14 protein-coding genes and 1 tRNA gene are annotated in these 19,316 nt (G+C 57.6%); 10 read left to right on the top strand and 5 right to left on the bottom strand.

Annotated elements, in window-relative coordinates:
• Positions 1-5 precede the first annotated feature (5 nt).
• Positions 6-79: transfer RNA gene (locus tag IT444_06475), tRNA-Met, on the bottom strand.
• A gap of 598 nt (positions 80-677) precedes the next feature.
• On the opposite strand from IT444_06475, the gene groL (IT444_06480) reads away from it, so the two are divergent.
• From groL (IT444_06480) to IT444_06515, 8 genes are all read left to right on the top strand, one after another.
• Entirely contained in the window at positions 678-2,375 is a 1,698-nt protein-coding gene (groL, locus tag IT444_06480) for a chaperonin GroEL (GenBank protein ID MCC7192414.1), read from the top strand.
• Between the two features lie 136 nt (positions 2,376-2,511).
• Complete coding sequence (locus tag IT444_06485; GenBank protein MCC7192415.1) at positions 2,512-2,802, top strand: co-chaperone GroES; 291 nt, start codon at positions 2,512-2,514, stop codon at positions 2,800-2,802.
• A 30-nt stretch (positions 2,803-2,832) separates the two neighbouring features.
• Complete coding sequence (gene groL / locus IT444_06490) at positions 2,833-4,446, top strand: chaperonin GroEL (protein ID MCC7192416.1); 1,614 nt, start codon at positions 2,833-2,835, stop codon at positions 4,444-4,446.
• Positions 4,447-4,511: 65 nt separating this feature from the next.
• On the top strand, positions 4,512-5,657 hold the full coding sequence (gene dnaJ / locus IT444_06495) for a molecular chaperone DnaJ (protein MCC7192417.1): 1,146 nt from the start codon (positions 4,512-4,514) through the stop codon (positions 5,655-5,657).
• Positions 5,658-5,715: 58 nt separating this feature from the next.
• Entirely contained in the window at positions 5,716-6,282 is a 567-nt protein-coding gene (locus tag IT444_06500; protein MCC7192418.1) for a nucleotide exchange factor GrpE, read from the top strand.
• A 24-nt stretch (positions 6,283-6,306) separates the two neighbouring features.
• Positions 6,307-6,678, top strand: coding sequence for a hypothetical protein (locus IT444_06505; GenBank protein MCC7192419.1), 372 nt, complete (start codon positions 6,307-6,309; stop codon positions 6,676-6,678).
• Between the two features lie 405 nt (positions 6,679-7,083).
• Positions 7,084-8,289: an efflux RND transporter periplasmic adaptor subunit gene (locus IT444_06510; GenBank protein MCC7192420.1), complete on the top strand. Its 1,206-nt coding sequence runs from the start codon at positions 7,084-7,086 to the stop codon at positions 8,287-8,289.
• Positions 8,286-11,516 (top strand): efflux RND transporter permease subunit, encoded by a 3,231-nt coding sequence (locus tag IT444_06515; GenBank protein MCC7192421.1) that lies wholly within the window; start codon positions 8,286-8,288, stop codon positions 11,514-11,516. The genes IT444_06510 and IT444_06515 overlap by 4 nt, the downstream gene beginning before the upstream one ends.
• Before the next feature lie 66 nt (positions 11,517-11,582).
• Here IT444_06515 and IT444_06520 read toward each other — a convergent pair whose 3' ends face one another.
• The 3 genes from IT444_06520 to IT444_06530 are packed head-to-tail and all read right to left on the bottom strand — an operon-like array spanning position 11,583 to position 14,421.
• On the bottom strand, positions 11,583-12,665 hold the full coding sequence (locus tag IT444_06520; GenBank protein ID MCC7192422.1) for a pyridoxal-phosphate dependent enzyme: 1,083 nt from the start codon (positions 12,663-12,665) through the stop codon (positions 11,583-11,585).
• Positions 12,665-13,510, bottom strand: a complete 846-nt coding sequence (locus tag IT444_06525; GenBank protein MCC7192423.1) for an SDR family oxidoreductase — start codon at positions 13,508-13,510, stop codon at positions 12,665-12,667. Before IT444_06525 ends, IT444_06520 begins: the two co-directional genes overlap by 1 nt.
• Positions 13,507-14,421 (bottom strand): succinylglutamate desuccinylase/aspartoacylase family protein, encoded by a 915-nt coding sequence (locus IT444_06530; protein MCC7192424.1) that lies wholly within the window; start codon positions 14,419-14,421, stop codon positions 13,507-13,509. The genes IT444_06525 and IT444_06530 overlap by 4 nt, the downstream gene beginning before the upstream one ends.
• 145 nt (positions 14,422-14,566) lie before the next feature.
• On the opposite strand from IT444_06530, the gene IT444_06535 reads away from it, so the two are divergent.
• A complete protein-coding gene (locus tag IT444_06535) occupies positions 14,567-16,147 on the top strand; it encodes a DUF11 domain-containing protein (protein MCC7192425.1) in 1,581 nt (526 codons plus the stop codon).
• A 289-nt stretch (positions 16,148-16,436) separates the two neighbouring features.
• Positions 16,437-17,555, top strand: coding sequence for an adenosyl-hopene transferase HpnH (gene hpnH / locus IT444_06540; protein MCC7192426.1), 1,119 nt, complete (start codon positions 16,437-16,439; stop codon positions 17,553-17,555).
• A 128-nt stretch (positions 17,556-17,683) separates the two neighbouring features.
• Here the strand turns inward: hpnH and IT444_06545 are convergent, their stop codons facing one another.
• Complete coding sequence (locus IT444_06545; GenBank protein ID MCC7192427.1) at positions 17,684-19,057, bottom strand: PEP-CTERM sorting domain-containing protein; 1,374 nt, start codon at positions 19,055-19,057, stop codon at positions 17,684-17,686.
• Between the last annotated feature and the right edge of the window lie 259 nt (positions 19,058-19,316).

Below are 19,316 nucleotides of genomic sequence, written 5' to 3' on the forward strand. Positions count from 1 at the left end.
AAAAGTAGCGGGGGTAGGATTCGAACCTACGACCTCCGGGTTATGAGCCCGACGAGCTACCAGGCTGCTCTACCCCGCAATCTGGAGTTCCTAACTTTAACGAAACTTTCTCAGAGGTCAAACATACACACACTATGTTGACATCCATCTCGCAAGATCACATTGAAAACTTATCCGCATCAGCAGACTCAATCGACAAAGTTTTCTAGTGAAAGCCCAATTCTCAATCGAGCGCAGTTGCTTACTGCGTGCAGTTTGTTGAACTGCGTCTTTGTCTTATCACTTCTTCACCCGCCTAGTCGTGGATGCCCCATCTTGTTTATGGATGGTCTGGTTGGTTCTCAGACACCAAATCATTCGGATGAGTTGCACCCATATCAGAAGGCCGCGTCAGTTGGAGCGTTGCGAATGTCCTGTCAGGGTGGCAGGGCGGTTGGCGTTTCCTTCCGTGGCTGTCAGGCTGGCATGAGTCCCACAACGTGAAGCTCCACACTATGAATGCGCGTCAACCTAATTTAAATACAAGAGTTAGAGATGATTATTTCCCATCTTGGCTTATCCTTAAATAAGGTACTCCCATTGCACTATCATGTCGGCCCGGCTCGTTCCTCATACGTTGGGTGCTGTCGGGTGGGTCAGGGTCGCAACAACGACGAACTAACAGCGGAGACGATTTCATGGCGGCGAAAGAACTGGCATTTGAAGCTGACGCACGGAAGGGGCTGCTCGCGGGTGTCGAAAAACTCGCAGCGGCGGTGAAAAGCACTCTTGGCCCTCGCGGCCGGAATGCGGTACTCGACAAGTCTTGGGGTGGTCCGACGGTGACCAAAGACGGCGTGTCGGTCGCCGAGGAAATCGAGCTTGGTGACAAAGCTGAAAACATGGGCGCACAGCTCGTGAAGGAAGCGGCAAGCAAGACTTCCGACAAGGCCGGTGACGGCACCACCACTTCAACCGTTCTCGCCGAAGCCCTCTTCAAGGAAGGGCTTCGTCAGATCACCGCGGGTGTTGATGCGAACGCTCTGGTTCGCGGCATGCGCAAAGCGGTCGATGCGGTAGTGGATAGCATCCACAAGCAGTCGAAGCCTATCGATGTTTCCAAGAAAGATGAGATCGCCTCAGTCGCGGCCATCAGTGCAAACAACGATCGCGAGATCGGCAACATTATGGCCGACGCATTCATGAAGGTCGGCAAGGATGGCGTCATCACGGTCGAAGAAGGCAAGAGCCTTGAGACCTATGTCGATGTCGTCGAGGGCATGCAGTTTGATCGCGGGTTCCTCTCTCCGAATTTTGTCACCAACACAGATGATCTGCTCGTCGAGTTTGATCGCTGTCTGGTTCTCGTGTTTGAAGACAAGATTTCCAGCATTCAGAAACTCGTTCCTCTGCTGGAAAAAGTTCAACAGGCCAAGAAGCCGCTGCTGATCATCGCGGAAGATGTCGAGGGTGAAGCACTGGCGACCCTGGTGGTGAACAAACTCCGTGGCGTACTCAACGTGGCGGCTGTCAAAGCCCCCGGCTACGGCGATCGGCGCAAGGCGATGCTTGAAGACATCGCGATTCTCACCGGCGCGACAGCCATCATGAAAGACCTGAGTATCGAGCTGGACAAAGTCGAACTGGACCAGTTGGGTCTGGCGAAGAAGGTAACGATCGACTCGGAAAACACCACGATTATCGAAGGTGCGGGCAGCTCGAAGGACATCCAGGGCCGCATCGTACAGATTCGCCGTGAAATCGAGATCACGACGAGCGACTACGACCGCGAGAAACTCCAGGAGCGTCTGGCGAAGCTCGCCGGCGGCGTTGCGCAGGTGAATGTCGGCGCAGCCAGTGAGGCTGAGCTTAAAGAGAAAAAAGCACGTGTTGAGGACGCTCTGCACGCGACCCGTGCAGCCGTTGAAGAGGGCATCGTGCCCGGCGGCGGCGTGAGCTTTATCCGTGCGTTACCTTCCCTGAAGAATGTGCAGACCTGCTGCAGCGATGAAGCTGCGGGTGTGGAAGTCGTGCGCCGGGCTTTGCTCGTGCCGCTCCAGACCATCGCAGACAACGCGGGCGAGCGAGGCACAGTGGTTGTGCGAAAAGTTCAGGATGGCAAGGGCAATTTTGGATTCGACGCTCTGGCGTTGGAATACGGCGACATGGTCGCCAAAGGCATTATTACGCCGAGCAAGGTTGATCGCACTGCGCTTCAGAACGCAGCGAGCGTCGCCACGCTTCTGTTGACCACCGATTGCGTCGTTACCGAGGCCCCCAAGGATAAGGACGACCACGCCGGCCACGGTCATAGTCACGGCGGCCCTCCAGGCATGGGCGGTATGGGTGGCATGGGAGGAATGGGCGGCATGGGTGGCATGCCGGGCATGATGTAAAAAATTTGACGGCCCTGAATGCCGCCATCAATGCGTAACGTGGTTCTGACAAATAAATCGGTGGGTATTTCCACCCAACAAGGATCAAACGGAGCAACGAAACATGGCAACCGCGACTGCTGAACCAAAAACGAAGATCAACGTCCGTCCTCTTGATGATCGTCTGATCGTTAAGCCGCACGAGGCGGAAGAAAAAACCAAGACCGGCATCTATCTGCCCGAAGGCGCAAAAGAAAAGCCGATGATGGGGCGCGTGCTCGCAGCCGGTCCCGGCAAGCTCGACGATGAGGGTCGTCGGACACCGCTGTCGGTTAAGCCGGGCGATACGGTCGTTTACGGCAAGTATGCGGGCACCGAGATCGAGCTAAATGGGGACAAGTGCATGATCGTCCGCGAGAGTGAATTGCTCGGCGTGGTCGAGAAGTAAGTTCAAACGAAACCTATTCAGGATTGAAACATGGCCAAGAAACAACTCATATTCGGTAACGAGGCGGCAGTCGAGCTTCGCAAGGGGCTTGAGCAACTTGCAGCCGCGGTCAAGAGCACCCTCGGTCCCGCCGGTCGCAACGTCGTGCTCCAGAAGAGCTACGGCAGTCCGGCTGTCACCAAGGACGGCGTCTCGGTCGCCAAAGAGATCGAACTCGCCGAACCGTTTCAGAACATGGGCGCGAAAATGGTTGTCGAGGTCGCCAAGAAGACCTCTGACAAAGCCGGTGACGGCACCACCACTGCGACCGTGCTCGCCGAGGCGATTTATTTGGAAGGAATCAAGCACGTGACGTCGGGATTGAATCCCGTGTCCTTGCAGCGCGGCATTCTCGCCGCCGCCGATGCCGCCAGTGAAGCCATCAAGGAAATGGCGATCAAGACCAAAGGCAAGGATGACTACCAGAAGGTTGCGACCATTTCCGCCAACGGTGACAGCCAGATCGGCGCGCTCATCGCAGAAGCGATTGAAAAGGTCGGCAAGGATGGCGTCGTCGAGATCGAAGAAGGCAAAACGGCTGACACGTCACTCGAATATGTCGAGGGTATGTCGTTCGACAAGGGTTACCTGTCGCCTTATTTCATGACTGATCCAGGCACTCAGGAATGTGTGCTCGAGGATGCGTTGATCCTCATCAACGAAAAGAAAATCAGCAACCTTCCCGACCTGCTCCCGCTGCTCAACAAAGTGGCGATGGCGCAGAAGCCGCTGCTGATTATTGCGGAGGAAGTGGAAAACGAAGCGCTGGCGGCACTGGTCGTCAATCGTCTCCGCGGCGTGTTGAAGGTTTGTGCGGTCAAAGCACCGGGCTTCGGCGACCGCCGCAAGGCCATGCTCGGCGATATCGCCGTACTCACCGGCGGCACTTTCCTGAGCGAAGACCTGGGGCAGACGCTCGAAAATCTTGAGCTTGATGCTCTGGGTAAGGCCGCGAAGATCGTCATCGACAAAGACAACACCACGATCATCCAGGGTGCTGGCAAGAAGAAAGACATCGAGGGCCGTATCGAGCAGATTCGCGGACAGATCGAAAAGACCACCAGTGACTACGACCGTGAAAAACTTCAGGAGCGACTCGCTAAGCTCACCGGCGGCGTGGCGATCCTGCATGTGGGCGGCGCGACTGAGACAGCGATGAAAGAGCGAAAGGATCGCGTGGACGATGCGCTTCACGCGACCAAGGCCGCAGCGCAGGAGGGCTACGTGCCCGGTGGCGGCGTCGCTTTCCTACGTGCGATTCCCGCTGTCGAGGCCGCCAAGAGCAAGGCCAAGGGCGATGAGAAGAATGGCTTCGACATCGTTATCGCTGCACTGGAGGCCCCGCTGCGCCAGATCGTCACCAACTCAGGTGAGGATGGCTATCTGGTCGTCGAAAACGTACTCGAAAAGAAGGGCAGTGCGGGCTACGACGCGGCGACCGGTCAATATGTGGATATGGTCAAGGCTGGCATCATTGACCCAGCCCTGGTTGCCCGTACCGCATTGTTGAATGGGGCCTCGGTTGCGGGCCTGATGCTGACGACCAACGTCCTTGTCAGCGAACTCAAGGAAGACAAGGACGCGGTTGTCGGCGCGGTGTCGTAATACTTTCTCTGTCAAACTAATCGGGGCCCGGAGACCAGAAGGTCTTCGGGCCTTTTTTGAAAACAATGGCCACTCAGCGCGACTACTACGAGATTTTGAATGTCGAACGAACCGCTGATGGTGAAACCATCAAGCGGTCGTATCGCAAGCTCGCGCTTAAATATCATCCTGATCGCAACCCCGGCGATACGGAATGTGAAGCACGGTTCAAGGAATGTGCCGAGGCATACGAGGTGCTGTCGGATACCGACAAGCGATCCCGTTACGATCGCTTTGGTCACGAAGGACTGCGGGGAACCAGCGGTCACAACTTCCGCCACATGGATCCCAACGACATCTTCTCGATGTTCGAGGACATCTTTGGTGACATGGGCGGATTCGGAGGCTCCGGGGGACGGGGACGACGCGGCGGCGGGCGGCAGCGCGGACAGCCCGGTTACGACCTCGAAACGCAAGTTGAGATCACGCTTGAAGAGGTCGATAGCGGTGCTGAACACGAAGTGGAGTTCACACGGCAAGATCTCTGTACGACCTGCGGCGGTAACGGAGCCAAACCTGGTACCCAGCCGATCGCGTGTGTGACCTGCGGCGGTGTGGGGCAGGTTCAGCAGGCGGGATTCGGCGGGATGTTCCGCATGGTCACCACCTGCCCGGCCTGTCAAGGCGCTGGTAAGGTTTATAAAGATAAATGTGCCGACTGCCGTGGATCAGGACGAAAACCGAAAAAGCGCAAGCTGAGCGTGAAAGTACCGCCTGGTATTCACGACGGGCAGGCGATTCGTGTCACGGGTGAGGGCGAGCCGGGAATCGGCGGCGGACCGCAGGGCGATCTGCATGTAGTGATTCACGTGCAGGAGCACAAGCTTTTCACCCGCGAGGATGACCATCTGGTTCTCAAGATGCCGGTGAGTTTCACGCAGGCAGCACTCGGCGCAACTGTGAAGGTGCCGACCCTCAACGATGAAACGGAGCTGACCATCAAGCCCGGTACTCAGCACGGCGAGCTTTTCCGGCTTCAGGGCAAAGGCTTACCCAACCTGCGGAGCGGGCGGAAAGGTGATCTGGCGGTTGTGCTGCTGGTGGAGATACCTAAGAAACTTTCGGATCGACAGGAACAACTGCTGCGCGAGTTCGCGGAAACGGAAAACGCGGAGGTATTGCCGCACAGTAAAAAATTCTGGGACAAGATCAAAGACTCTCTGAAATCATGAGACAAAACATGATGGCGCGGACCAGCAGGAATCGCGCTATGATGTACGGAGGTGCGCGATGAAATTCAACCCAGTGGACATGGGAACGGACAGCTCGGATGACGCTTCGCAGCCCGGCACCCCCGGACCATCCGCAAAGCCCGGTTCATCGGCCGAGGCTGCGCCAAAGGCGTCCGATGCCCATGCAGCTTTGCAGAATGAGATCACGGACTTGAAAGCTCAGCTTCTGCGCGCCGCAGCCGACTATCAAAACTTCGCCCGTCGATCACAGCAGAGCATCAACGACGCCCGTGAGCAGCAGCTCATGGATGTCGCGCGGGCACTCCTTTCCGTACTCGACACGTTTGATCTGGCGTTGGCGGTGGACACGTCGAAAGCCTCAGCCGAGACGCTGCTTAAGGGTGTCGGCATGGTGCGTGACGAATTGCTGAAGGTGCTCAACAGGTTTGATATTCAACGTATCGATGTTAAACCGGGTGAGGAATTCGATCCGCGGCGGCACGAGGCCATGATGCGACAGTCGGTACAGGGTATCGCCAGTCAGCACATCGCGGCTCAGCTTTCACCCGGTTATGCCATTGGTGATAAGACGCTTCGCCCCGTCAAGGTGAGCGTGGCGGAATAAGTTCATCCCTGACTTTGGATAACTATGCCTACTTATGACTATCGATGTTCCGGCTGCGGTCACGAATTCGAGGAGTTCCAGTCGATCACAGCCGCACCCCTGAAGAAGTGCCCTAAGTGCGGAAAGGCAAAGCTGGTTCGACTGATCGGAACCGGTGCGGGTGTCATTTTCAAGGGGTCTGGTTTCTACGAGACAGACTATCGCTCCGAGGGTTATAAAAAGGCAGCGAAAGAAGCCGAAGGTAAGTCCGAGTCGAAATCGGACACCAAGTCTGACTCGACCACAAAGAGCGACTCCGCAGCGAAACCGGATGCCAAGCCAGCAAAGACGGAACCCGCTTCAAGCTCAACCAAAGCATCGGAATCCAAGGGTTCCAAAAAAGCAGAAGCTAAATAGATTTCGTCGAGGACTTGGCTAAACGCGAGACCTCGTATAGGACACGATAAACCGATAAAATCGATTGAAATTTGCCGCTTTACTCCTTGACCTGGTGTCTTTGTTCTGCCTATTCTGTCCGATCGTCGTCGAGCTCTTTCGGGAAGATGCTCAGGGGGAGCAGAATTCCGGGGTAAACCAAAGTGCGGCCGTGACGCCGTTTTTGGTTTAATTTTTTTATTCTGAATTGTTCAAGCTGTTGATCGATGCCTCACTGATTCGCATCGACTTGATGCTGTGTAAACCCAGATCGATGTTGTCCGCGGAGTGTGCATGGCTGGTCAAGGCGAGCGGAGAGGATGATGAGTTTGATCCGTTGACGTTAATGAGAGAACGATCTATTGTCTGCGATCTAACGAGCGATTCATGACCTCCCACCTGATGTGCCCTCAATCAAGACGGTTCCACCTGTTGACGATCCTTTTCACGGTGTCGTGCTGGGCGATGCTGTCCGGCTGCGAAAAGAAGCAGCCCGCTCCAGCCGTCTCCCACGAGCGTCCCCCCGCGCTGGTGACTGCCGCAGCGGTGGTGACGCGGGACATCCCGGTCTATCTGGATGAAATCGGTCGATGTGTCGCGCGTGAGGTCGTGTCGATCAAGCCGCAGGTCGAAGGCCGGATCACACAGATCCACTTCCAGGACGGCGCAATGATTAAAAAAGGGGAGATGCTTTTCACCATTGACCCCCGGCCTTATGAGGCGGAACTGGCTCAGCGGGTAGCTGCGGTTGAGGAAGCCAAAGCCGGTCTGGAGCTGAAAAAGACCGAGTTCGCCCGCATCGCTGGGATGCTCAATGTTCATGCCGCTTCGCAGGCGGAGTATGACGTCAGCAAAAGCGAAATGGCGGTGGCGGAGGCACGCATTCAATCTGCGCTGGCGGCCGTTGAGGTCTCGAAGCTCAACCTGAATTACTGCTACATCAAGTCGCCGATGGATGGCCGCGCCGGTCAACGTCTCGTCGATGTGGGTAACGTCATCAAGTCCGACGGCAACACGTCTCTGCTGGTGATCCAGGACCTTGATCCAATTTATGCCGACTTCACGGTTACCGAGGGCGAGCTTCCGCGGGTCCGTCAGATGATGACTAAAGGGGTGCTGACTGCGCATGTAGCCTTGCCCAGCGATACCGAACCGCGTGATGGTGAGTTGACGTTTCTCGACAATGCTGTGCAGGACGCTACGGGAACCGTGCGGCTGCGTGCCACGATTCCCAATTCGGATTACCACTTCTGGCCGGGACAGTTTGTTCGTGTCCGTCTGGTACTCAACATCATCAAGGGTGCCACACTGGTGCCCGGTCAATCCGTTCAGATCGGGCAGCAGGGACCGTTTGTTTACGTCATTAAGCCCGACACCACCGCGGAATTGAGACTGGTGAAAACCGGTCAGCGGCAGGGCGATCTGGTTACCGTGACAGAAGGACTGCATGAGGGTGAAGTGGTTGTCCTCAGCGGACACATGGGAGTCATGCCCGGCGGACACGTCCGGGTACAGCAGGCCGCGACGGCCTCCGCACCGTCGGAACACTCCACAGCAGGAGAGCCGGCGTCACAGCCCGGTGAGGCGCGATGAATCTTTCTCAGCCGTTCATTCAACGCCCGGTCATGACCGCGCTGCTGACGCTCTCGTCGATTCTGTTCGGCGTGCTGGCGTACACGCAGTTACCCGTTAACGACCTGCCCGTGGTGGACTACCCCGTCATTCAGGTGAGCGTCGGTTATCCCGGCGCGACCCCTGAGACCATGGCGAACACCGTCGCCACACCGCTCGAACGTCAGTTCATGCAGATTCCCGGCCTTGAGCTGGTGACTTCAACTAGCCGTCAGGGATTCACCAGCTTCACGCTTCAATTTGCATTGTCCAAGAGCATCGACGCTGCCGCGACGGACGTACAGACCGCCATCAGTCAGGCGACTGGAAAGCTGCCCGCCGACCTGCCCAGCCCGCCGACCTTCAGCAAGACCAATCCGAACGATCAGCCGATCATGTACATCGGTCTGACCAGCGACTCGGTGACGCGCGGACAGCTCTACGACTACGCGAGCACGCAGGCTGGACAGCGCATCAGCATCCTGCCGGGTGTGAGCCGTGTGCAGGTTTACGGCACACAATCCGCAATGAGGATCAAGGCTGACCCGTCTGCGATGGCGGCACGCGGCATCACGATTGACGATCTGCACAATGCGGTTCAGCGCGGCACGAGCTACTCCGGTGCCGGCCAGATCGACGGCCCGCATAAGAGCTTCCTCATTCAACCGCAGGGCCAGCTCGACACCGCGGAGAGCTACAACGATCTGATCGTCGGCACTCATGGCGGCTCGCCGGTCTATCTCAAGGATGTGGCCACCGCGGTGGAAACCGTACAGGACGAACGCATCGACATGCGTTTCTGGGTTCGCGGGAAGACGGTTCCCAAAGCCACGGTCGTGATTGCGGTTTTCCGTCAGGCCGGTGCCAACGCGGTAGAAGTCGCCGACTCGATCCGGGCACTGGTTCCGATCGTTTCCGCGCAGCTTCCCAGCTCGGTGTCGATCGTGCCGATTTACGATCGGTCGCGGTCCATCGTCAACAGCATCAAGGATGTGGAAGAAACATTGGTCATCGCGTTCATCCTCGTGGTGGCGGTGATCTTCATCTTTCTGGGACGCGCGACGGACACCGTGATCCCCGCCGTGGCACTGCCTCTGTCACTGCTGCTGACGTTCATCGTCATGCGCATGCTGGACTACAGCCTCGACAACTTATCGCTGATGGCCTTGACGCTGGCGATCGGCTTCCTGGTGGACGACGCGATCGTATTTCTTGAAAACGCGGTGCGCCGCATGGAGAAGTTCAACGAAACACCGCTGGTTGCCGCCGTCAACGGCGCGCGGGAAATCAGCTTCACGATTTTGTCCATGACCATCTCGCTGGCGGCGGTGTTCATCCCGCTGGTGTTCATGACGGGACTCGTTGGCCGCATCTTCCGAGAGTTCGCCGTCACCATCATCGTGGCGATCATGGCGTCAGGCGTGGTGTCGCTGACGCTGACACCGCTGATGTGTGCCCGCCTGCTCAGCCAGCGCGGACACGGCATGAAGAAATCGCTGGTGGAGCGTGTGATCGATCCCATCGAGCACTTCATCCTCCGGGGCTACGGCGGATCGCTCTGGTTTTTTCTCCGCCATCGTTGGGTGTCGATGCTGATCTGGATCGCCTGTCTGGGCGGCACGTTCTGGTTTTACGTCCAGGTGCCCAAGTCCTTTCTTCCCGCCGGTGACAGCTCGTTTATCCGTGGCGTCATGATCGCAGAGGAAAGCGCATCGCCCGAGCAGATGCACACGTATCAGGGCATGGCCGAGCAGCAGATGCAGGCAAACCCGTCAGTCAAGATGACGTTTTCGATGAGCGGCAACGGCCAGTTCATCGGATCGAACATGGGTTTCCTGCTGGCGTTCCTCGATGATCCCAAGGATCGCCCGCCGCTGAAGACCTTCGACGGCACGACGGTTGAGCATCCGCCGATTCAGCTCGTCGCAGCGGATCTCATGGGCCGGATCGCCTCGAACGTCCCCGGTATTTTTCCTGCTCTGCAACCAGACCCCGTACTTCAGATCAGCACCGGCGCATCATCCACGCAACAGGGAAAGTTTTCCTATGCGGTTTCGGGTATCGACCCCGCAGAGGTTTACGCCACCGCGCATAAGCTGATGAATCGCATGTACGCGGAGCTGGGGCCTGGCAAGATGTTCCAGACGGTGCTCTCAGACCTTTACACCAACACGCCGAATCTCAAAGTGACCCTCAACCGTGAGCAGGCCAAGATGAACGGCGTGTCCGAGTCGCGTATCCTCGCGCTGTTGCGAAACGCCTACTCACAGAACTACGTTTATCTGATTAAGCGCCCCAACGACCAGTACCAGGTAATCCTCGAAGTCGCCGACAATATGCGCAAGGATCCTGCGGATCTTTCGCTGCTCTACATCAAGAGCGACGACGGGAAACGGATCGTGCCTCTCAAGGCCGTCGCCGATTGGGAACCGGGCGTCGGACCGCAAGCGGTCAACCACATCAACCAGTTCACGAGCGTTTCGATTGCCTTCAATCTCAACCCCGGCGTGCCTATCGGTAACGCGACCAGTTTCATCGAAGCGCAGGCCAAGGAAGTCGTCCCTTCCTACATCCGCGGCGATCTTCAGGGTGAGGCTCTGACTTTCCGTAACACCGTCCGCGATCTGGCGATTCTGGGGCTGGTCGCTGTCTTTGTGATGTATGTCATCCTCGGCATTCTTTACGAGAGCTACCTGCACCCGATCACGGTGCTCTCATCCCTGCCAGTCGCGCTGGTCGGCGGACTGCTGACGCTCTGGATTTTCGGCGAGGAAATGTCACTTTACGGCTGGGTCGGCGTCTTCATGCTCATGGGCATCGTCAAGAAAAACGGCATCATGATCGTGGACTTCGCCAATCAGCGGGTAGCGGAGGGTCAGGCCGACGACGTGGCCATCCACGAAGCCAGCGTTGACCGTTTCCGACCGATCATCATGACCACGCTTGCCGCACTGATGGGCGCGGTTCCGATCGCGCTGGGTCTCGGTGCCGACGGTGCGTCGCGCCGACCGCTGGGGCTGGTCATCATCGGCGGGTTGATCGTGTCGCAGTTCATCACGCTCTTCATCACGCCGGCGATTTATCTATACCTCGAAGATTTCCAGGAACACGTACTCAATCGCTTCTCCTTCTTCCGCTCCACGCATGTGCGCAAGCCGCACTTCCCGGTGCCCGATGCGCAGGCAGCATCGACGACATCGCATACCTGAACTCTGCCTCAGGTGATGCAGTCCGACTGTTGTGATGAAATCGTGGCGGCTTTACCGCCGTCGTTGCTAGGAATTGCGCTGTCGGAGTTCAGCGAGTGAATACGTCGGGCATGATTTCCCTTCAAGCATCCGCTCGATAGAGGGTGAATCCTTGAAGCCCGAACCGGTAACGAGGCAGACAATCTGTGCGTCGCGGTTGATCCGACCGTCCGAGACAGCACGCAACGCGCCAGCCAGCGCGGCGGCACCTGCCGGCTCGCAGAAAATTCCTTCCTCCAGAGCAAGTCGTTTTTGCGCGGCCCATACCTCGTGATCGCTGACGGTGTGTCCGGTGCCGCCGGTTGCTCGACATGCCGCGATGACGTGATTTCCGTCGATCACCGAGGGCACCTGCAGCCCGCTGATACCGCTTGTGCAGGACACCTCTTGTGCAGTAGCTGCGCCTTGGCGTAAAGGCGAGGCAATCGTGTCATTGCCTTCCGGTTGGACACATTCGATGCACGGGCTGCGTGGAAGTCGGCGGTCTGCGACTAGGCCTTCAAATCCACGTGCAATAGCGAGTGTAAGCCCGCCGCCACCCGCCGGCACAAAAACATGATCCAGCGACGCCGAGACCTGCTGAGCCAACTCATAGCTGATGGTTTGCACACCCGCCATGCCGACCGGGCTATACGCAAAAGCGCTGATCTGCAATGCCGCACCGGGTCTTGCTGCTCGGTCTTTGATGCAGGTGAAACACTCCAGGGTGATCGCGGTATCAAGCCCGAAGCCGCGGATTTTATAAATGTCCGCGCCGTAGATCATCATCTGGCTCAGCTTGCCGATGGGCGCGGATTCGACGATGGCGATTTCACACTTGATGTCCGCTGCGGCGCAGTATGCCGCCAGTGCTGACCCGGTATTGCCGCTCGATGTGGCGACGCAGTGTGACTGCCCCTGTTCGAGCATGGCGGCGATGGCGGCGGCGGCAAAGCGATCTTTGTACGAACCCGTCGGGTTGGCTGTTTCCAACTTGAAATGGAGATTCTGCAGGCCGGCCGCCGGGCCGATACGCTTCGATCGCACCAGCGGCGTATTCCCTTCACCCAGAGTGATGCGGAATCGCTCCGGCGTGTTGGAAAAAAGATCAGCCCAACGCCAGATGCTCATCAGGAGTCCTTTGCAGTTTTCGAAGGAATGTCCGGCGGGTAGTCGCGCGGATGATTCAAACCGCGCAGACTGTAGGGCATCAGTGTGGTCTTGAGGCCACCATCTGCCAGGATCGTCGTGCCGGTGATGTAGGAGGCATCGTCACTCGCCAGCCATACGATCGTTCTGGCGATCTCGGCGGCAGTACCCCAGCGTCGGAGCGGAATCAAATCCTCGGTATAGCCGCGAACCGTAGCTGCGTTGCGGACGTTTTCATCCGAGGGATAGTCGTTGCTCATTTCCGTGTCGATCGCGCCGGGGTTGAGCGCGACGACTCGTATGCCGCGGGCACCGTAGGTGGCTGCCAGATCGTAGGTCAGCGCGTCGAGTGCGCCCTTGGCAGCGATATAAGCCGGTGCCATGCCTGATACACGCTCGGACTGCACGCTGGAGATGTTAATGACGACGCCCTTACGGCGTGGTTCCATGTGTTCCGCAGCCCATCGTGTCATGAAGGCCGGTGCTGTGACGCAGATACGCAGCGTCTTTTCCCATGATTCGAGAGTGATTCGACGCATCGTGTCGAGGTCACGCCACGCAGCGTTGTTGACCAGTACGTCGATGCGGCCCCATTTCTGCGCGGTATGGCTGATGATCCGCTGAGCGTAATCGAGATCGAAAAGATCACCCGCGATGGTCAGTGATTCGCCGCCGTTCTCCTGTATTCGTGCGGCAGTGTGTTTTAGCGCATCGGTTCCGCGTGCCGCGATTGCGACGCGATAACCTCGCCGGGCGAATTCCACAGCCGCTTCCGCCCCGATCCCGCGTGAGGCTCCCGTCACGATGGCCACTGGTTTATCGCTCACGAGAGAACCTCCGCCTGATCGAGTTCGATGATGACAGCCAGCGTTTCATTTTCCTTGACCATGGGAAATGTTCGAAGAAGAATGACCAGCCCGTCAACAGGTGAGGGCATGTCGATCACTTGATCGCCGAGGATGTCGCTGACGGTTCCGTAGATCTGCCCCTTCTTGACGACATCGCCGAGTTTGACTCTGGGGATAAAACATCCCGACATCGGCGAGGGATTGTTGACTTGCAGGTGACCCGCCTGGTCGCGGTTGTCCTCGATGACATGCTTCACGCGATTACGCGGCAGGGTACGGTCGATCATTCCCAGCACAGCCATCACGTTGAGACAACCTTCGATATATCCGGTGACGGCATCGTCGAGACAGGTGGCGGCGCCGCCCCATTCGGAGTAGATGGCGGGGATGTTGGCGTCACTCGCAGCCGAGAGAGAGCGGCCCGGATGAAGCGTCGTCCCCCAGACCAGCGGGAGGTTGAACGCCCTCGCCATGCGGCGTTGTGCTTCGAGCGTTTTGGGGTCGGACACCAATCCGTAACCAGCGAGGGGCCATAGTGCCATCGTCGTCCCGCCGGTGTGAAGATCGATGAAGTAGTCCGCGCTGCGGATAAATGCCGTGGCTGCGTGCGCGGTGCGCTGTGTGATGGAGCCGTCCGGCCTGCCGGGGAAGGTTCGCGCCAGATCGAGGCCGTCCTCAGCCGTGCGGTGCCCGCGCCAAAAAGCACTTTCATTGACGACCGGGATAAGCGTGAGCCGACCGCGAAGCTGTGCCGGCTTGATCTCACGGATCAGGCGGCGAACTGTGACCATCGGCTCAAATTCGTCACCGTGTACGCCTCCGACGATCAGCAGATGCGGGCCGGATCGGTCGCCGGTGATGACACGGGATTGCAGATTGATCGAGGACATGTGGGGCGAGTATATCGAAGAGTCGCTCAAACGCAGGACATCAAGGACATCTCATCGCTTCGGTCGGAATCGCTGCTGACAGAAAAGGCTCGCATCGTTATTCTGGTTTACCAAGGGGAAGCGATTTCAATTCAAAGGGGACATTATGAAAACGATACGACTGGCAGCGGTGGGGGCGATCTTCACTTCGTTTCTGTTTGGCTGCACGAGCTACGAAAGCTCCGGTGATTCGGCGACGCTGCGCACCGATACGCCCCAGCCTCGCTACACGACTGCGCAGCAGCCGACTCCCGTTGCTGCGTCTGTCACCTCCGACGGACGGACATCGCTCGCTTTCCCAACCGGCGACCGTGCGACGAGTGTCGTGGCAGTCGATCGCGTCGCGCCGACTGAGTGGACCGCTGGGCAGGCCTATGACTACGACCTCCACGTAACGAATCTCACTTCCGTGGCTCTCAACGAGGTCGTGCTGGTGGAGCGCACGCCGGCAAATCTGAAAATCAGCGGCTCAACCCCGGACGCCACTTCGCGGAACGATGGCGAACTCCGCTGGGCCATGGGTTCACTTGGGCCGCGGGAAACCCGGAGCGTGCGTATCCGTGCGACAGCCGCAGCTCGTGCCGAAGATCAGGCAGCAGCGACCGCTCGCGAGTGCATCTCGGTGACTTACGTGCCCTGGGCGTGCGTGCCGGTTCAGGTTGTGCAGCCCATGCTCGAACTCGTCGCTTCCGCGCCGGCGGAGGTGCTGCTCTGCGAGAGGATTCCCGTGAAATACACGGTGACCAACCGCGGCACGGGTGCTGCGCGTAACGTGGTGATCCGGCATGCGCTGCCGACCGGCGTCGCACCGCGCGGCTCCACCGCTGAGCAACTCGAAGCGCGTGTGGAATCGCTGGCTCCCGGTGAGTCGCGGTCATTCGTCGCCAACGTCAACGCCAGCAAGACCGGCAGATACACCCAGAGCATCGCGGCTGCTGCGGACGGAGGACTCAATGCCAACGCGACTGCTTCGACCGTTGTTCGTGAGCCGGTACTGAGCATCAAAAAGACGGGACCGCAGACACTCTTCCTCGGCCGCGATTTTTCTTATGACATCGTTGTCACCAACATCGGTGATGGAGACGCCCGCGACGCCGTCGTCGAAGATACGCTGCCCGGTAACGCCCAACTCGTCAGCGCCACCGGCGGCGGCACTTCAGCTAACGGGAAAATCTCCTGGAACCTCGGCACACTCAAGCCCCGCGACGCCCGCAAGGTCACGGTTACGCTTCGTGTTGAACAGGCGACGTCTGTCGTCAACACCGCGACCGCCCGCGCTCAGTGCGCAGCAGAGGTATCTTCGACGATCACCACTGCGGTGCGTGGTGTGCCGGCAATCCTTCTCGAAGTCGTGGATGATCCTGATCCGATTCCGGTGGGTGGGGAAGTGACCTACACGATCCGCGTTACAAACCAAGGCTCAGCTACGGGAACGAACATCAAGATCACGGCTGGCCTCGAAGACACCATGCAGTTCGTCTCCGCGACAGGGCAGACCCCCGGCTCCGCCAGCGGGCAGAATGTTGCATTCGCAGCACTCAAGTCACTAGCCCCCAAGGCTGCGGCTGAATGGAAAGTCGTCGTTAAGGCGGTTAAGACCGGCGACGTGCGCTTCCGCGTCGAGATGAACAGCGACCAGCTCGAACGTCCCGTGACCGAGACCGAAGCATCCAACTTCTACCAGTAAGGAAAGGCACGTGGCGATTTGTCAACGGATCAGCACCATGCACGATCGCTACGCGATGCGCCAGCGCTGATTCTTGAACATTGGTTCCAGACGGATACTATTAAGGACGTTTCCCAGTATCTATGGGCTTTTCAGTCTCTTCGGGACATCCCGGAAGATTGAGGCATTCCTGGTGTTTCGGGAGGTTCCTGGGTTTTGTGATTCCGGGTGGCTTAGGTTTTTGGGTGTTTAGTTTTCAGAGCTTGTTTGGTCAGTCTTTCCCGCCGGGGTTGTTGTAAGGACCAGCTTCATGGCCGTTCCGATTTCGCAGATGTACACGGTGGCGACCTACGTGCTGGGTCAGAAGCTCAAAGGCCGCAAGCGATATCCGCTGGTACTGATGCTCGAGCCGCTATTCCGTTGCAATCTCGCCTGCGCGGGCTGCGGAAAAATTCAGTACCCCGCCCACATTCTCAAAAAGAACCTCAGCCCCGACGACTGCTTCAAGGCAGTCGAGGAATGCGGCGCTCCGATGGTTTCCATCCCCGGCGGTGAACCGCTCATGCACCCGCAGATCGGTCAGATCGTCGAGGGACTCATCGCGCGGAAAAAATACATCTACCTCTGCACCAACGCGCTGCTGCTGAAGGAAAAGCTCGAAGCTGGTCTTTTCAAGCCTTCCAAGTATCTCACCTTCAGCGTACACATGGACGGCATTGAGGAGAACCATGATTTTGCCGTCTGCCGAGAAGGAACATACAAAACCGCCACCGAAGCGATTCGCTTAGCTGTCTCGATGGGTTTTCGTGTCACGACCAACTGCACGCTCTTTCAGGGTGCGGACCCCAATGAGGTGCGACAGTTCTTCGATGAGATGACCGCGCTGGGTGTTGAGGGCATGATGGTCAGCCCGGGCTACAGCTACTCCAAGGCCCCCGATCAGGGCAGCTTTCTGCACCGCGAAGAAACGAACAATCTCTTTGAGATGATCCTGTCGAACCGCAAGAAGGGATGGAACTTCAACCAGAGCCCGCTGTTTCTGGAGTTCCTCATGGGTCGGCGAAATTACGAATGCACCCCCTGGGGCATGCCGACCTACAACCTCTTTGGCTGGCAGAAACCCTGCTACCTGCTTCAGGAAGGGTACGCGGAGACCTTTGACGAGTTGATGCGTGAAACGCAGTGGGATAATTACGGCCACAAGAGCGGTAACCCCAAGTGCCAGGACTGCATGGTCCACTCAGGCTATGAAGCCAGCGCGGTGAATCACACGTTTTCCAGCTTCGGCGGGATGTGGGCGACGATCAAAGCCATGATCTTCAACACCTACGCCAATCCGTCAGCAGGCAAAAAACTCAAGGATCACAAGCCGACGCATAAGCACGGTCAGGCGGTGGTCCAACTGACGGTTCGTGCCGGTGCTGCATGAAGCAGCCTCACGACTCGGTGAGTTACCCAAACGAGATTTCATCAAGACAACATGCCGCAGGTACGCGATGTCTTGCGCGAACTGGAGCATCCCCGCCTCGGCGTTCACCTCGGATTCATTTCTCATTCTCAACGGCGTCCGCGCATAAGCAGCAGTCCTCCAACCGCCAGTAACGCGAGACTTGCCGGCTCAGGCACAAAGATATTGGTCAGCCTTACGCTTCCGCCGTTGGTGAGGAGTTGGTCGTAGTGGAAGGTGGCCGGCACGTTACCAAGCGTGACCGAAGGTGTCCCGCTGAGCGAGCCGTAGGTGAAAAGCACCAGGTCTTGTCCATCGACATAGCCGCCGCCTTCGATGAAGTTGAGGTCGAGGGTAAACGCATTGAGCGTAAGAGTATTGGTGACATTGACGACGCCGTCATCCGCACCGAAGCTCAACGCCAGCTTCATGTTTGGCGAACCGGTGAACGATCCTACATTCAGCGTGTTGACATCCAGATCGAGCCGCGAATTGGCCGTGACGGTAAAAGCGCCGGTGGTAGCCAGATCCTGATCCAGTTTGATATTGCCGGTATCACTGGGAACACTGGGATTTCCGACGTAGAAATGATTGGTCAGAGTTGTACGGGCGATCGAGATGGTACGCGGCGTCACCGGCGCGCCGGTGAAATAAATGTAGCCCGTGCCGTAGCCGGCTGCGGTTGCTGCTCCGTGGTCGAGGAAGTTACCGCGCGCATAGAAGTAGCCGTCAGCATTAACATGCAGTTGCAGGTTGGCGTTGTTCGATCCGGTAGGCGCGTAGATGTTCACATCTCCCAGGGTGGTCAAGGCGTAGCCGTATTGGAAGGCGAGCTTGGCCTCTGTCGCGGCACCATCCTTCCCGATGTCGAGATGACCGAGTGTGCCTCCATAGAAAAAGGAAGATGTTCCACTGCCGGGAGCGAGAACGAGCCGGGATGTCGGATCGAAGGTCGCATTGGGGTAGAAGGATGAGCCTGTCGAGAGTTCCACTGTGACGCCAGGGCCGATGATGCTGCCTCCGTAATAGAGGCTGTAGAGTTTGAGAGTCCCGCCGGGGGCACTGGTCTGGTAGGAGACTTGGCCGATATTCCCGTTCACAGATGACGGTTCGTTGAGGGTGTAACCGTTGAGGTCGATGACCATGTTGGAGATCGAAGAGCTGGAGTTGTGGTAATGTCCCGGCTGATAGCCGGTAAGAGTCAGATCATTACCCAGCGTGATCTTGTTGACTGCGTTTGATGTCTGAGTGAAGTCCAGGTCGCCGATGGTGGTGGGTGTCGATGGCGTGATGATATTGCGATCTGAAGTCGTATCACCGATGAATGCCTGCTCTGAACCTGAATTAGGAATGTTGTCCGAAGTCCAGTTCCCCGCGACATCCCAATACTGATCGCCTACCCCCGGCGATCCGGAACCGGCACCCCAGTACAAGTCCGTAAAGGCCGATGCCTTCGTCGTTGGTAATAAGACGATGATGGTCAAGATTAGTGTTGTTTTGATACTTTTTGAATTGGTCATACCAAAATGCATGTCGGTTCTCCTGATGAGGGTAGATACCAAACAATCCGTTAAAAATCGCTGCAAATGATTACGTAGCAAAACCGTTTGCTATGTGCAGCGTTGTCGAGGAATCCTCGACATGAAATGACGATTACGAGTTCTTTCTCTCCTTCAAGGGTAGGGTAACTCAGGATAAGGTATAACCCGGATTCTGTGAAATGCAAATAATATGTTTTGTTTA

It is taken from the genome of Phycisphaeraceae bacterium (genome assembly GCA_020851465.1).
Taxonomy (GTDB): domain Bacteria; phylum Planctomycetota; class Phycisphaerae; order Phycisphaerales; family Phycisphaeraceae; genus JADZCR01.

What these genes read in the sequence shown, in the direction of transcription:
- groL (MCC7192414.1), top strand. Translation starts at nt 678, where the DNA reads ATGGCGGCGAAAGAACTGGCATTTGAAGCTGACGCACGGAAGGGGCTG.
- groL (MCC7192416.1), top strand. Translation starts at nt 2,833, where the DNA reads ATGGCCAAGAAACAACTCATATTCGGTAACGAGGCGGCAGTCGAGCTT.
- dnaJ (MCC7192417.1), top strand. Translation starts at nt 4,512, where the DNA reads ATGGCCACTCAGCGCGACTACTACGAGATTTTGAATGTCGAACGAACC.
- IT444_06500 (MCC7192418.1), top strand. Translation starts at nt 5,716, where the DNA reads ATGAAATTCAACCCAGTGGACATGGGAACGGACAGCTCGGATGACGCT.
- IT444_06505 (MCC7192419.1), top strand. Translation starts at nt 6,307, where the DNA reads ATGCCTACTTATGACTATCGATGTTCCGGCTGCGGTCACGAATTCGAG.
- IT444_06510 (MCC7192420.1), top strand. Translation starts at nt 7,084, where the DNA reads ATGACCTCCCACCTGATGTGCCCTCAATCAAGACGGTTCCACCTGTTG.
- IT444_06515 (MCC7192421.1), top strand. Translation starts at nt 8,286, where the DNA reads ATGAATCTTTCTCAGCCGTTCATTCAACGCCCGGTCATGACCGCGCTG.
- IT444_06520 (MCC7192422.1), bottom strand. Translation starts at nt 12,665, where the DNA reads ATGAGCATCTGGCGTTGGGCTGATCTTTTTTCCAACACGCCGGAGCGA.
- IT444_06530 (MCC7192424.1), bottom strand. Translation starts at nt 14,421, where the DNA reads ATGTCCTCGATCAATCTGCAATCCCGTGTCATCACCGGCGACCGATCC.
- IT444_06535 (MCC7192425.1), top strand. Translation starts at nt 14,567, where the DNA reads ATGAAAACGATACGACTGGCAGCGGTGGGGGCGATCTTCACTTCGTTT.
- hpnH (MCC7192426.1), top strand. Translation starts at nt 16,437, where the DNA reads ATGGCCGTTCCGATTTCGCAGATGTACACGGTGGCGACCTACGTGCTG.